9 protein-coding genes are annotated in these 13,367 nt (G+C 73.6%); 5 read left to right on the top strand and 4 right to left on the bottom strand.

Annotation, left to right across the window (positions count from 1 at the left end; genetic code table 11):
- Positions 1-26 precede the first annotated feature (26 nt).
- Positions 27-3,728 (bottom strand): hypothetical protein, encoded by a 3,702-nt coding sequence (locus ACH4PU_RS25610; RefSeq protein ID WP_398276470.1) that lies wholly within the window; start codon positions 3,726-3,728, stop codon positions 27-29.
- A 559-nt stretch (positions 3,729-4,287) separates the two neighbouring features.
- Here ACH4PU_RS25610 and ACH4PU_RS25605 point away from each other — a divergent pair.
- The 4 genes from ACH4PU_RS25605 (at position 4,288) to ACH4PU_RS25590 (ending at position 7,172) form a co-directional block, all read left to right on the top strand.
- Positions 4,288-5,127 carry a LuxR C-terminal-related transcriptional regulator gene (locus ACH4PU_RS25605; RefSeq protein ID WP_398276467.1) on the top strand — a complete coding sequence of 280 codons (840 nt, stop codon included), beginning with the start codon at positions 4,288-4,290 and terminating at the stop codon, positions 5,125-5,127.
- 146 nt (positions 5,128-5,273) lie between these two features.
- On the top strand, positions 5,274-5,906 hold the full coding sequence (locus ACH4PU_RS25600; RefSeq protein WP_398276464.1) for a DUF6230 family protein: 633 nt from the start codon (positions 5,274-5,276) through the stop codon (positions 5,904-5,906).
- 1 nt (position 5,907) lies between these two features.
- Positions 5,908-6,462 carry a DUF6114 domain-containing protein gene (locus ACH4PU_RS25595; protein WP_398276461.1) on the top strand — a complete coding sequence of 185 codons (555 nt, stop codon included), beginning with the start codon at positions 5,908-5,910 and terminating at the stop codon, positions 6,460-6,462.
- Entirely contained in the window at positions 6,459-7,172 is a 714-nt protein-coding gene (locus tag ACH4PU_RS25590; protein WP_398276458.1) for a hypothetical protein, read from the top strand. The genes ACH4PU_RS25595 and ACH4PU_RS25590 overlap by 4 nt, the downstream gene beginning before the upstream one ends.
- Here the strand turns inward: ACH4PU_RS25590 and ACH4PU_RS25585 are convergent.
- Together ACH4PU_RS25585 and ACH4PU_RS25580 are read right to left on the bottom strand one after the other, a co-directional pair.
- On the bottom strand, positions 7,149-7,841 hold the full coding sequence (locus tag ACH4PU_RS25585; RefSeq protein ID WP_398276455.1) for a nuclear transport factor 2 family protein: 693 nt from the start codon (positions 7,839-7,841) through the stop codon (positions 7,149-7,151). The two genes, ACH4PU_RS25590 and ACH4PU_RS25585, sit on opposite strands and share 24 nt — an antisense overlap.
- Before the next feature lie 152 nt (positions 7,842-7,993).
- Complete coding sequence (locus tag ACH4PU_RS25580; RefSeq protein ID WP_398276452.1) at positions 7,994-10,024, bottom strand: bifunctional glycosyltransferase 87/phosphatase PAP2 family protein; 2,031 nt, start codon at positions 10,022-10,024, stop codon at positions 7,994-7,996.
- 449 nt (positions 10,025-10,473) lie between these two features.
- Here ACH4PU_RS25580 and ACH4PU_RS25575 point away from each other — a divergent pair, with 449 nt between their 5' ends.
- Positions 10,474-11,061, top strand: a complete 588-nt coding sequence (locus tag ACH4PU_RS25575; protein WP_398276449.1) for a GNAT family N-acetyltransferase — start codon at positions 10,474-10,476, stop codon at positions 11,059-11,061.
- On the opposite strand, the gene ACH4PU_RS25570 is transcribed toward ACH4PU_RS25575, so the two are convergent.
- Positions 11,046-13,205 carry an MFS transporter gene (locus ACH4PU_RS25570; RefSeq protein ID WP_398276446.1) on the bottom strand — a complete coding sequence of 720 codons (2,160 nt, stop codon included), beginning with the start codon at positions 13,203-13,205 and terminating at the stop codon, positions 11,046-11,048. The genes ACH4PU_RS25575 and ACH4PU_RS25570 overlap by 16 nt on opposite strands.
- Positions 13,206-13,367: the final 162 nt, after the last annotated feature.

Genomic DNA, 13,367 nt, shown 5'->3' with positions numbered 1-13,367 from the left:
GTACCTCCTGGTCGTCGGAGCGGGGCCTACGCGGGCGGAATCGGATACATGGTGATGACAGCGCCGAACCTGTCCTGGACGAGCATGAACCAAGAGGTCTCTCTCGCCCCGTCCTTCGCCGACGTCTCGCCCACCGGCTTACCGAAGTTCACCATCCGCTCGAAGTTCCCGCGGTCGTTGACCCGTGCGGGGACCCCCGCCGCGTAGTCGGCCAACTCGTCCAGGTCGACGCCCTCGTGGAACAGGCCCTTCGTACGGTTGACCTGCGAGCCGCCGGGGAAGTGCTTGGACCGGACGTACTCCTCGCTCGCATCGGTCAGGCCGGGCGGCATGCAGTCGGCCGACTGTGCGGCCACGGTCGCCCGGTGTCCGGCCGCGTATCCGAGCCGTGCCGAGGGAACGACGCAGGCAGGCGGCTTCCGGTCGGGGTTCTTCCGGCCCCGCTCGATGAGTTTCCGCAGCCGGTCCGTGGTGCGCTTGCCCCACTGCGCCTTCTCGAAGAACGCGGAGATCCCCGTGGCGACCCGGAAGATCGCCGTGCCGATGGGCTTGATCTTGGCGATGACCGTGAGCCAGCCCGCCGCGTCGACCAGTGCCCACAGGCAGCTCTCGACGTCCCCTTCGCCGAAGCAGCGCTTGACGTTGTTGACGCCGAGCACCTCGAGGAGGATCTCGCCTCCGTTCTCCTTGACCCAGTCGACGACGCTCATGGAGGCGGCCTTCTGCGCCCCGCGGTACTCGTCGAGGCAGGTCCGGCCGCAGACGCGGAGGAGCACCGATTCGTCATCGGTCCCCAGGTCGGGACCGCCCCCTCCGGAGACGCCGGTGCTGCCGGTCTCCATCGCCTTCTTGCGGGCCGCTTCCTGGCGAGCCCGCTCCTCCGCCTCGGCCCGGGTGGCCGCCTGGTCCGCCCGGCCGGCCTCGTCCCTGGCGTGCTCGGCGGCCTGCTCGGCCGATGTGGCGTTGCGGTCCGACTTCGCGGCCGAGTCCCGCGCGGCCGACGCATCGCGTTCGGCCGAGCCGGCCGCCTTCCGGGCGCTGCCCGCGTCCTTCTCGGCCTCGTCGGCGCTGTTCCGGGCCGCGGCGGCCTCCGCCTCGGCCGTACCCGCCGCCGCGTCGGCGAGGTAGGCGTCCTTGTGCGCCTGCTCGTTGTAGCGGTTGGTGTTGGCCTCGGCCCGTTGCGCGGCCTCGGCCGCCGCCTTGGCCCGGGCCGCGTGGCCGCGGGCCTCCGCGACGTACCGGGCGGCCCGCGCCGCGTCGTCCGCCGCCGCTGCCGCCGCCTCGGCCGCGGCCTTGGCGTCCCGGTCCGCCTTCGCGGCGAGTTCCTTGGCCTCCTTGGCAGTACGCGCCGCCTCGTCCGCCTTCGCCTGCGCGGCGGCGGCCTGCTGCTCGGCGAGCGTCTTGGACGTCTGTCCGACGATCACCGAGAGCCCCGCCGAGGCGTCCTTCTCCTGGTACGGGCCGCCGAGCCCGATGGCCACGGCCGCCGGCCGGGCCACCTCGGCCGCCGAGTCCCGGGCGGCCGCCGCGGCCTGCGCGGTGGCGTGGGCGTGCCCGACGGCCTCGGCACTGGTGGCGTCGGCCTTCCGGGCCTCCGAGCGTGCCGCCTCGGCCTCCTTGCGGGCCGTGTCCGCGGCCTCGGCGGCCTTCTTGGCCTCCTTCTCGGCGGTGCGGACGTTCTTCGCCGCCTGCTCGGACGCCTCAATGGCCTCCGCCGCCGCGGCGTGTGCGGTGGCGAGCGCGGACCGGGTGGTGGCCGCGTCGGAGGCGGCGGCGTCGGACGCCGCCCGGGCCCGAACGGCCGCGCCGTTGGCCTTGACCGCGTCCGCACGCGCCGCGACCGCCGCGGACGTCGCGTCATCGGCCGCCCCGCGCGCCTTCGAGGCGGCGTCCGTCGCCGCCGCGGCCTCGGCCTTGGCCTCGTTCGCGGCACTCCGCGCCTCGCCGGCCGCCCCGGTTCCCTCGGCCGCCGCGGCGGCCGCTTCCAGGGCCTTGACCCGGGACTCCGCCGCACTCTTCCTGCGCTCGGCGTCCTCGGCCTGCCGGCGCGCCGCGGACGCCTTCTCCTCGGCGGCCTCCGCGATGCGCGCCTTCTCGTCGACGGTGCTTCCCAGGCCCTGCGCGCGCCCCAGCGCCTCCGCCGCCCGCGACTTCTGCTCCTGGGCCCGCTTGTCGGCCTCCGCCGCGCGGTTCCGCTGGGCGTCCGCGTCGGCGCGGTACTTCTTGGCGTTGTCCCGCTCGCGTTCGGCGACGGCCCGCTTCTCGGACGCGTCCTTCGCCGCGTCGCGGGCCGTCGTCTCGGCCTTCTCCGCCGTCTCCTTGGCGGCCTCGGCCTTCTCCATCGCGCCCTTGGCCTCGGCGGCCTGCCGGCCGGCCGAGTCCGCGGCCGCCTTGGTCTGGGCCGCCGCCTCCTGGGCCGCCGCCCGGTGGTACTCGGCCTGGACGGCGTGCGCCTGGGTCTCGGCGAGCGCCGCCAGCGTCTTGCTGTCCTTGACCGTGGCGTTGGTGGCGTGCGAGGCGGTCCTGGCGGACTTCGCCGCCGCCTCCGTGGCGGCGACGGAGGCCCGGGCGACCTGCGCGGCCTGCTGCGCGTACTCCAGGCCCCGGCCACGCGGCGCGCCGATGGCGTCGGCCGCCTTGGCTGCCTCGTCCTGGGCCGCGGCGACCTTGGCACCCTCGCCCTTGGCCGCCGTGGCGGCCTGCTCGGCGCGCCTGGCCTCGGCGTCGGCCTGGCTCCTGGCGTCCTTCAGCACGGCGTCCGCCTGCCGGAACACCGAGGCGTCGGGGACCTTCCGGCCGGCCTTGCGCTCGTCGTTCTGGTACTTCTGCCACTGCAGGACGGCGTCCGCCACCCACGCCTGGCCGGACGCCTTGACCATCGCGTCCGTGGCGGTGCGCAGGTGGCGCACGGCGGCGGTCTGCGCGGTGACGACGGCGGTACGCGCCTTCGCCTGCCCGGCCAGCTCGGCCTGCCACTCGGCGTGGGCGGCCCGGATCACCGGCCCGAGGACGTGGTACGGGTCGAACGGCGTGTTCACGTCGCAGCCGGCCCACCGCGCCTTGACGGCCTCGACCTCCGTGCGGAACTCGACGGTGCCGGTCTCCGGGGCCGCCTTGGGGTAGCCGCCGCGCTCGATGAACGAGCGGATGTCCCCCGGCCCGTGGGTGGCCCCGAGCATCCGGAAGACGTTGCGGTCCTGCTCGTCCGCCGTCTCCGCGACCTTCTGCGCCTGCTCCTTCGCCGCGTCGGTCGCTTCCGGGTGGCGGTAGCGGAAGGGGATGTCGTGGATCAGGTACTGGCGTATCGGTTCGCCGAACTCCGGCGCGTGCCACAGCTTCTCGGGCGCGTGCCAGTACTGGTTCAGCGGCTCCAGCGTGTTCTCCCAGTCCTTGTACCGGGTGTTCCACGCCTCCAGATAGGCCCGCGTCGCCTTCTCGTCCCGCCCCTTGGCGTCGCCCAGCGGGCCGCCGTACGACCAGAGGCCGCCGTCGACGGCCTCGCGCAGCTTGGCCTCGGGGCCGTCGAGGAGGGAGCCGGCGACCGTCTTCGTCTCCACCTCGCCCCAGTTGAGCAACTGACCGGCGAGGCAACGGTCGTTGCGGGTGTCGTAGCCGAGCCCGGCCGCGTCGTCGGTACCGCCGTCGGCCCGGACCGCCGGTTTCCGTGGCACCACCGGCCCGCGGAAGGGCGTCGCCTCGGCGGCCGTGGTGAACGTCAGCGACGCCACCGTGGCGAGTGCGACGCCCTTCAGAACGGCCGGCAGGGCACGCCGCGTTACGCCGCCCTTTCGGGTTCCGTCTGCCCTCTGTCTGGATCTGTGCATTCCTGCCCTCTCCTGGTCGTGCACCGCACGAGAACGGATCACCGAGCGCCTCCGTCCGGAGGCGGGAGACGCTCGCTCCCGCCGGCGCCGACCGTGGAGTCCGCCGCGCGCGCCCGGCGGCGCGATCGCGGAACGTCGTGGAACACCGGGGAACACCGGGGAACACCGGGGAACGTCGGGGGACTTCGGCGAACGCCGGGAACGGACGGGGCAGTCGCATCGTGGCCTGGACCATGGACCCGCCGGTACCTCCCGACGAGGGGGCAGGACCCCCCGAAGGAGGGATCAACCCGACGGAGAACGGGCGGAGTTCGGCAGAACGGATCTTCCGTCGCACTCCGTCCCGGGGGACCTGTGGAGTCTCGGGTTCCGCCGCTCCCCGGCGTTACCCTCGGCCCAAGATCCGGGGCATCGGCCCCGGTCAGCGTGTGAGGGGTGGGGAACGGTGGGATATTTCGCACCGATGGGGACACCGAGCACGGTGAGGGTGCTGATCGCCGACGACGAGGCGCTGCTGAGCACCGGGATGCGGCTGGTCCTGGAGACCGCCCACGGCATCTCCGTGGCGGCCGTCTGCCCGGTCGCCGAGGGGCCGCGGACGGCGGAGGGGTGCCGCCCCGACGTCGTCCTGCTCGGCGTACGGCCTCCGGCGGCCAAGGGGCTCGCCGTACTGCGGCGGCTGCGGGCCCTGGAAGCGCCGCCGCACGTGGCGGTCCTGACGGCGCTCGACAGCGATCACCACATCGCGGAGTCCCTCCGGCTGGGCGCCACCGGGTTCCTGCTCCGGGACACCGCACCGGAGGAACTGGTCCGCTCGGTCCGGGCCCTGGCCACGGGGGCCGGCTGCCTGTCCGCGCCCCTGGTGCGCCGCCTGTGCCGCCACCACCCGGCGTCCGCACCGGCCCGGGACGGCGCCCGGGGGCTGTACCGGCTGTCGGTACGCGAGCGGCAGACGCTGGAACTGCTCGGGCAGGGGCTGACCAACGCCGAGATCGGCGAACGGCTGAGCATCAGCACGGCCACCGTCAAGGATTACGTCAAAGCGGTCCTCGGCAAGCTCGGCGTCGCCAACCGGGTCCAGGCCGCCGTCCTCGCGGCCGGCACGGACCCCTCCGCCGGCCGGGACGGGCCGCCGACTGCCTTACCACCGACCGGAATCGGCGTGCACCCGGGCCCTTGTCAGTGCCCGGCGGCGGACTTACTCTCGGGTACACCTTGCGGGACGGCGGGTTCGTCCCCCGCGCGTCCGCCGTGTCGCGCCTGGGCGCGGCGGACGCCTCCTCAGGTCACGTGCAGCACGTGAACCATGGGAACCGGATACACCAAGTGCACCACGCACACCCCTAAACGCACCTCGCACCTCTGCCACCACGCGGACATCGCGGCCGGCACGGGCACGCACGACACTCCGGCAGCGTTGTCGCACCGCCCACGGAGGGGACACGCAGCATGAAGGACGCACAGGGAAGACAGGTGACGGGCCGGGTCAGGTGGCGGAAATTCGCCGTACTGGCCGTCCCCGGGTTCGCGGTCACGGGCGCGCTGGCCGTGGCGCTCTCGCAGGGCGCGCTGGCCGCCTCGTTCGCGGTGTCGGGGCAGGAGTTCAAGGTCTCGGCGAAGACCATGACGGGCGAGGGGTTCGCGCAGTACGGCGGCCTCGACTACAACCTGCGCAACGGCGAGGACCACCCCTTCCCCGTGGCCGTGACCGCCCTGAAGAAGGCGAAGATCAACGGGCTGTGCCAGTCCGTGGTGACGAACATCCCCATCGTCGGGACCTTCTCGCTGAACATCTCGGCCGGCAACGACCCGAACAAGCCGGTGGAGGCCAAGGACCTGGTCCTGGACGTCACCCAGCTCGAAGGCGACGCCGACTTCGACAACATCGAGATCGGCCGCGACGCCTCCACCCTGGACAAGGGCCCGGCCACGGCACAGGGCATGCAGGACCTTTTCGCACAGCAGGCCGACAAGGTCACCATCAAGGACGTCAAACAGGTGGCGTACGCCACGACCGCCGCCAAGTTCAAACTCTCCGGGCTGAGTCTCAAACTCCACAAGGGCAAGTCGGAGTGCTTCTGACGTGACGTCCGGCACCGAGGCACGCCGTCATCCCTGGCCGGCCTGGCGGACGTGGCGCAAGGGCCGCCCCTTCTGGGGCGGTCTGCTCAGCACCCTCGCGGGGGCCGAGATCTGCGCCATTCCGCTGGGGCCGCTGAAGATCATGCTGGTCCAGGGGGTCACCGGCATCCTGTCGATCCTGATGGGACTGGTGATGATCATGATGGGGCTGAGCGCCTGGTTCGCCCCCTCCTACCGGATGTTCGCCGGGATCGTCACCGTCATGTGCGCCGCGGCCGCACTGGTCCTCTCCAACCTCGGCGGGTTCCTGCTGGGGACCCTGCTCGGGGTCATCGGCGGCAGCATGGTCTTCGCCTGGCAGCCACACCAGCCACAGCAACCGCCGCCGGACGGACCGGAGGACGAACCCGTCGAGCCCGTCGAGCCGCTGCCGGAGGGTCCGGCGGCGTCCCCGGCTCCCCCTGCGGTCCCACCCGCCCCACCCGCCGCACCCCCACGCGTCCCCCTCCGCAAAGTCCCCCACGCACCACCCCTCCCCCCGAAGGAGCCGCAATGACCGCACCGCTCCCCCGTCCCCGCACCCGCACCCTGTTCGCCGCCGGGGCCGGCTTATCCCTGGCCGCCGCGCTCGCCCTCACCGGCGCCGGAACCGCCACGGCCGGGACGGCCTCGGCCGCCGACGCGGCGTCCACCACCGTCACCCCCGCAGGCCACTCCTTCACCGCGACGCTCAACGGGAAGGCGACGTTCAAGGCCGGTTCCGTCACCGTCACGTGTACGGTCTCCAGCTCCGCGCCCTCGGACGGCAGCGCCAACAACCGCATCCCCGACGCCCCCGGCAACCACAACGCGTCCGGCCCCGTGAGCAACGACATCAACCCGCCCTCGTTCACCGGCTGCACGACGAGCATGCCCGGCGTCAAGGCGGCCGTGGAGACCTCCGGCACCTGGACCGTCGCCATGCAGAACGGCGACCCGATCGTCGCCACCCTGGGCATGCCCGCCGCGGGCTTCAAGCTCACCACGACCGGCCTGGCGTCCTGCACCGTCACGGCGGCGCCCACCGGACCGGCGACCCTGCCGGCCGTGTTCACCAACGGCGACGCCGACAACCCGTCGCAGATCACCCTCACCAACGCCCCGGCGCCGGTGAAGGTCGAGGGCGGCTTCGGCTGCCCGACGGCCGCCAAGACGTCCGCGTTCAGCGCGGTCTACGACGTCACGGACGTCACCGACCCGGCGTCACGCGTCCTCGTCGGCGAGTGACGCCCGCTCCCCGCCGGGACCGGTGACGGCCGGACCCGTCGCGCTCCCCCGCCCGCCGCGCCCCCGTCGGCGGGCGGGGGCCGGTTCCGCGCACGCCTCGGCGATCGCGGCGGTGTCCCAGTAGAAGGGCCGGACGCGGGCGATCCGCCCGTCCCGCACCTCGATCGTCTGGATGATCGGGAACTCCAGCTCCCGCCCGGTCGCGCGGGCCCGGGCGCGGACGCGGCTGTGGACGACGACCGTCTCGCCCTCGACGCCGAGGAACCGCTGGCCGAGGATGTCGAACCGCTCCCAGGCCAGGCTCATCGCCAGGAAGAACCGGGCCATGCCGTCGTGCCGGTGCCAGGTCCCGCCGTACGGCAGGGAATCGGCCTGGTGCAGCACCACGTCGGGGGCGAAGTAGGGGGCGAGGAGGTCGAAGGAGGCGGCACCGGGGCCGCCGGCGGCGAGGTAGCGGGCCTCGGCCTCGTACATGCCCTTGAGGACGGACAGGGGGTCGGCCGGGGACGCCGGCGCCGGGGCCTGCGTGGCGCTCGTGGCGCTCGTGGCCCCCATGGCCTCCATGACCTGTGGGACCGCCGTGGCCTCCGTGGCCTGCGGGACCGCCGTAGCCGGCGTGGCCCCCGTGGCCGCCGCACCGTCCGTAGTAGCCGTCGTGGATGTCGTCATGCCACCAGCATCGTCCGGCCGGCGCCGGACCACTGGCGGCCGTCGGACGTCGACCCGCGCCCGGGACGGGAGAGGACGAGCCCTCGCCCGAAGCGGGAGCGGGTCGACGTCCGACGCCCGGGGCGGGAGCGGACGAGCCCCGCAGCCACCCGTCAGACCCGCGCCGCCGGCGCCGGTTCCGGTGCGTCGCTCCCGCTGCGGGCCGCAGGGATCCGGGCCAGGGCCGTGCGGCCGGGACCGGTCAGCGCGTACTGGATGCCGAACCCGCTCGCCACCACCAGCGCGCCGCCGCACGCGTCGAGGACGTAGTGGTTGGCCGTGCCGATGATCACCAGGAAGGTCATCATCGGGTAGACCATCCCCAGCGCCTTCATCCACAGCTTCGGCGCCACGACCGCGATCATGACACCGCACCACAGCGACCAGCCGATGTGCAGCGAGGGCATCGCCGCGTACTGGTTGGACAGGTCGGTGAGCGCGCCGAAGTCGGGGTTGGACAGGTCCTGCGGGCCGTTCGCCGTGTCGATGAAGCCGCGGCCCGGCATCAGGCGCGGCGGTGCCAGCGGGTACGCCCAGAAGCCGACCAGCGCCAGCAGCGTGGCCAGGGCCAGGGCCGTGCGTGCCCACCGGTAGGTGGCCGGGCGGCGCACGTACAGGAAGGCCAGCAGGGACAGCGGCACCAGGAAGTGGAAGGTGCCGTAGTAGTAGTTCATGGTGTCCGTGAGCCAGCCGATGCCCGCCACGAAGTGGTTGAAGCCATGCTCGAAGTCGATGTGCAGGAACTCCTCGGCACCGATGATCTGCCGGCCGTGCGACTCCGCGAGGCCCCGTTCCTCGGGGGCGCTGGCGCGGATGTACGAGTAGACGAAGTAGCCCACCCGTATCAGCATCAACTCCAGCAGCAGATTGGGCCGGTCGAGCGGCCGCTTCCAGAACCGCAGCAGCGGCACCCACGCGAACCGGCCCCGCTGCGGCTCGGCGACCGGCGTCGGCGCCGGCCGCTCCCACATCGGTGAGGTGCGGGTGAGGAACGGCACGGCGCAGGCGGCGGCGAGCGCGGCGAGCAGCGGCGCGTTGTCGCCGACCGGGACGAGGACGGGGTTGTCCGGGACGATGATCGTGTGGTTCAGCGTCATGACGAGCACGACGAGCACGGGCCACACCATCCGGTCCGCGCGCCGCTTGCCGACGCGCCCGGCGATGGCCAGCAGGATCCACAGCTGCTGGTGCTGCCAGGCGGTGGGCGAGACGGCGACCGCGACGCACCCGGTGATGGCCGTGGCGAGCAGCGGCTGCCCGTCGCGCGCGTAGTGCGCGGCCCGGCGCAGGCCGAGCACGGCGACGGCGACGGCCAGCACCCCGTACAGCGCGATCTCCGCGGGCCCGTGCAGGCCGAGGCGGAGCAGCAGGCCGTGCAGCGACTGGTTGGTCAGCCCGTCGGGCTTGTCGCCGAGGCCGGCGCCGGCGATGTGGTGGACCCAGTACGTCCAGGAGTCGTCGGGCGCCGCCGCCCACGCCAGGGCGGTGGCGGCGGCGAACGTCGCGCCGCCGGTGACGGCCGCGCGGCGGCGGCCGGTCAGCCACAGCAGCGGGGCGAAGAGGAGGACGGCCGGCTGCAGCGCCGCCGCGACGCCGACGAGGACGCCGCTCGCCCGCCCGGATCCCCGGGCGAACCGCGGTACGCAGCAGGCCAGGAGGACGAGCAGGACGGGGATGATGCTGGTCTGGCCGAGGCTGAAGGTGCTGCGGACCGGCAGCGACAGCACGGTCACGCTCACCGCGACGGGGGCGGCCAGCAGGGCGGTACGGCGGGAGAGCGGCCCGGGGAGCGCGCGGGCGGCGACCAGCGCGACGGCGACGACGAGCAGCAGCGTCGCGAGCGTCCAGCCGATGCCGAGGCTGCGCTCGGCGGCGTTCGTCAGCGGTCTGAGCACCAGGCCGCCGACCGGGGTGCCGGTGAAGCGGTCGTCCTCGTAGAACGAACCGCGCGTCCGCAGGACGCCGTGCTCCCCTATCCACGCGGCCAGGTCCGTGAACCGGCGGTCGGGCGGTCTCCGCAGCACCACCGCCGCCTGGCGCACGGCCAGCACCCCGGCGATCAGCCAGAGGGCTCCCAGCGCCACGACGGTCCGCGAACCCGTCCGCGGCGGGTCGCCCGCCCCGCTCCGCTCTGCTTCCACCACGCCTTGCCGCTCCTCCGGTCGCCCAGCTCGGTCACCCTCGTCCGGCTCTTTGAGACCTTACTGAGTCCTGCCGAACAGCCGCAGGTCGCCCCCAGGTCACCTCATGGTTGCCGAACGTGGCCGGAATGCGTCCCCCTAGGGGGCGCTTTGCCCGCAAGCCCGGTCATTCCGGACGGCGGGACGTCGAGGCGGGGTGCGGGAGGAGGGTGGGAAGGGTGCGGAACGGGGGACAGAGCCCGCACTCCGGGCCGAGCCTCGCCCGTACGGGTGCACCCTGACGTCGCCCGGCCGGTGATCCCGTCGGGGGTACGGGTCTTGGGGTACGGACCGGGGGACACGGGACCCGGGGTGCGGACCGGGGCACACGGGACCTGGCGTACGGACCGGGGCGCACCCCGCCCCGGAAAACCCCGAGCGCCACACGCGGCCCGGGTGCCACGCTCCCGTCCATGACGACCACGCGACAGACCCCGGGCGGCGCCGGCACAGCCGCGGAGGGCCCCCTCACCGTCACCCCCCACCCCGTCGCCTCCCCCGAGGCGGCGCTCGTCCTCCGCGCGTACCTGACCGACGTCGCGGACCGCTGGTATCTGTTGCGCCACGGCCGCACCACCGCCCCCGAGGAGATCGAGCGGCACCTCGCCGAGGACCCCAGCGACGATCTCGTCCCGCCCGACGGTGTCTTCCTCCTCGCCCGCCTCGGGGACGAACCGGCGGGCTGCGCCGGAGTGCGGCGGCTCGACGCCCGTACCGCCGAGCTCAAGCGGATGTTCGTCCACCCCGCGCGGCGCGGCGGCGGAGTGGGGGCCGCGCTGCTCGCCGCCGTGGAGGAGGCCGCGCGCGGCTGGGGTGCGGAGCGGGTGGTGCTGGAGACGCGCCGCGACCTGACAGAGGCCCGGACGCTGTACGCCCGGCACGGCTACACGGCCATCGAGCCGTACGTACACGGCCCTTACACGGAAGTGTGGCTGGGGAAGGAGCTGGGCGGCGGCCGGAGCGACGGCACTCCCGCCGACGGCCCTCACGGATGCCGGTGATCGGCCAGGTCGTGCCGCCGCTCCCCGTCGTGCGGCTGTTCCGCGTCCGATCCGCACAGTTCGGCGCAGAGCTCGTGGACGAGCGCGTCGAGGTCCGTCGGCCGGTCCGGGGTCCACCAGTCGCCGAGCAACTCCGCGAGCGACTCCTCCCGTACCCGGAACAGCAGGTCGGCCTGGTCCCGGCCCGCGTCGGTGAGGAAGATCCGGAGCCCCTCGCGCCGTACCAGCCGGCCCGATTCGAGCTGCCGGACGGCGTCGGTGACGACGCGCAGCGGGACGTCGACGCGTTCGGCGAGGGCGGCCGGCTCGGCGTGTCCGTGCCGCCGGGTGCGCAGCAGCAGCCAGCTCGCGGCGGGGTGCAGGTCGAGCCCGGCGCGTTCGGTGATGCGCTCGTAGATCCGCTTCCGGCCCTCGCGGCTGCCGAGCAGTGACAGGGCGCGGGCGACCTCGTCGTGCGAGGAGCGTTCGACGGGGTTGCTGGAGACGACCTCGCTGTGGTCGGGGGCGGTGACCCCGGCGCGCAGCGGTTCCTCGCGCAGGAACCAGGCGAGGACGAAGGCGGCGATCCCGGCGGGGACGGCGTAGAGGAAGACGTCGGTGATGGAGTCGGAGTACGCGGCGAGGACGCCGCCCCTGGCGGCGGCGGGCAGCCGGTCGACGGCGCGCGGGTCGGCGGTGAGCGTGCCGGGGTTGAGCCCGGGCGGCAGCGGGACGCCGGCGAGGGCGTCGGTGACGCGCGGGGCGAGCTTGTTGCTGAAGATCGTGCCGAAGACCGAGACGCCGAACGACGCGCCGATCGACCGGAAGAAGGTGGCGCCGGAGGTGGCGACGCCGAGGTTCTCGTAGGCGACGGAGTTCTGCACGATGAGCACGAGCACCTGCATCACCAGGCCCAGCCCGAAGCCGAACACGAAGAAGCAGAGGCTCATCACGGTGGTGCTGGTGGCCGGCTGGAACTGGTGCAGGAGCAGCAGGCCGACGCACATCACGGCGGTGCCGGCGATCGGGAAGACCTTGTAGCGGCCGGTGCGGCTGACGATCTGTCCGGAGCCGGTGGACGAGATCAGCATGCCCAGGACCATGGGCAGCATGTGGACGCCGGAGAGCGTCGGCGTGACGCCGTGCACGACCTGGAGGAACGTCGGCAGGTAGGTCATCGAGCCGAACATCGCGAAGCCGACGACGAAGCCGATCACCGAGCAGAGCGTGAAGGTGTGGTTCCGGAACAGCCCCAGGGGCAGCACCGGTTCGGCGGCCCGCCGCTCGACGAGGACGAACGTCACCAGCAGCAGCACGCCGAGCACCCCGAGCCCGATGATCTGCCAGGACGACCAGGGGTAGCTGACCCCGCCCAGCGAGGTCATCAGCACCAGGCAGGTGGCCACACCCGCGATGAGGAACGTGCCGAGGTAGTCGATGCGGTGCGGGGTGCGGCGGACGGGGATGTGCAGGACGGCCGCGATGACGGCGAGTGCGACGATGCCCACGGGGACGTTGATGTAGAACACCCAGCGCCAGCTGAGGTGGTCGACGAACAGCCCGCCGAGCAGCGGTCCCAGCACGCTCGTCCCGCCGAAGACCGCCCCGAACAGGCCCTGGTAGCGGCCGCGTTCGCGGGGCGGGACGATGTCGCCGACGATCGCCATCGACAGCACCATGAGGCCGCCGCCGCCCAGGCCCTGGACGGCCCGGAAGGCGATCAGCTCGGGCATGTTCCGCGCGATGCCGCACAGCACCGAGCCGACCAGGAAGATCACGATGGCGGTCTGGAACAGCTTCTTCCGGCCGTACTGGTCGCCGAGCTTGCCCCACAGCGGGGTGGCCGCCGTGGAGGCGAGCATGTAGGCGGTGACCACCCAGGACAGGTGCGCCAGGCCGCCGAGGTCGCTGACGATGGTGGGCAGGGCGGTGGACACGATCGTCTGGTCGAGCGCCGCGAGCAGCATGCCCAGCAGCAGGGCCCCGATCGCGAGCCGGACGGTACGGGCGGGATGCTCGTCGCCGGAGGCGGGCGCCGGGGGCGGCGCGGCCCCCGAGGCGTCCGGCGGGGTGATCGAGGCGTCCGGTGCGGCCGGTGCGCCCGGCACGCCCGGACTGCTCGGGGTGCCCGGTACGCCCGGGGTGCCCGGGGTCTCCTGGGACATGGCAGCGCCTCCTCGGGGACGGGGTCCGGGGTCGGACCGGTTTCCGTGGTGCGGACCGGTTCCGGCGCGTCGCCTTCCCATCGTCGTCCGGATGGCCGTCCGGGGCCCGCCGGGATACACCGTCACAGCCGTCCCACGGACCCCTCGCGACCCCGCTGACCT

Source organism: Streptomyces sp. NPDC021100, assembly GCF_044333095.1.
GTDB lineage: Bacteria > Actinomycetota > Actinomycetes > Streptomycetales > Streptomycetaceae > Streptomyces.
The sequence above is the reverse complement of the archived record's forward strand: the minus strand, read 5'-3'. Positions and strand labels throughout refer to the sequence as shown.

Bases quoted from the DNA above. Each gene is read 5' to 3' on its own strand.
- ACH4PU_RS25605 (WP_398276467.1), top strand. From the start codon at position 4,288: ATGGGGACACCGAGCACGGTGAGGGTGCTGATCGCCGACGACGAGGCG.
- ACH4PU_RS25600 (WP_398276464.1), top strand. From the start codon at position 5,274: ATGAAGGACGCACAGGGAAGACAGGTGACGGGCCGGGTCAGGTGGCGG.
- ACH4PU_RS25590 (WP_398276458.1), top strand. From the start codon at position 6,459: ATGACCGCACCGCTCCCCCGTCCCCGCACCCGCACCCTGTTCGCCGCC.
- ACH4PU_RS25585 (WP_398276455.1), bottom strand. From the start codon at position 7,841: ATGACGACATCCACGACGGCTACTACGGACGGTGCGGCGGCCACGGGG.
- ACH4PU_RS25575 (WP_398276449.1), top strand. From the start codon at position 10,474: ATGACGACCACGCGACAGACCCCGGGCGGCGCCGGCACAGCCGCGGAG.
- ACH4PU_RS25570 (WP_398276446.1), bottom strand. From the start codon at position 13,205: ATGTCCCAGGAGACCCCGGGCACCCCGGGCGTACCGGGCACCCCGAGC.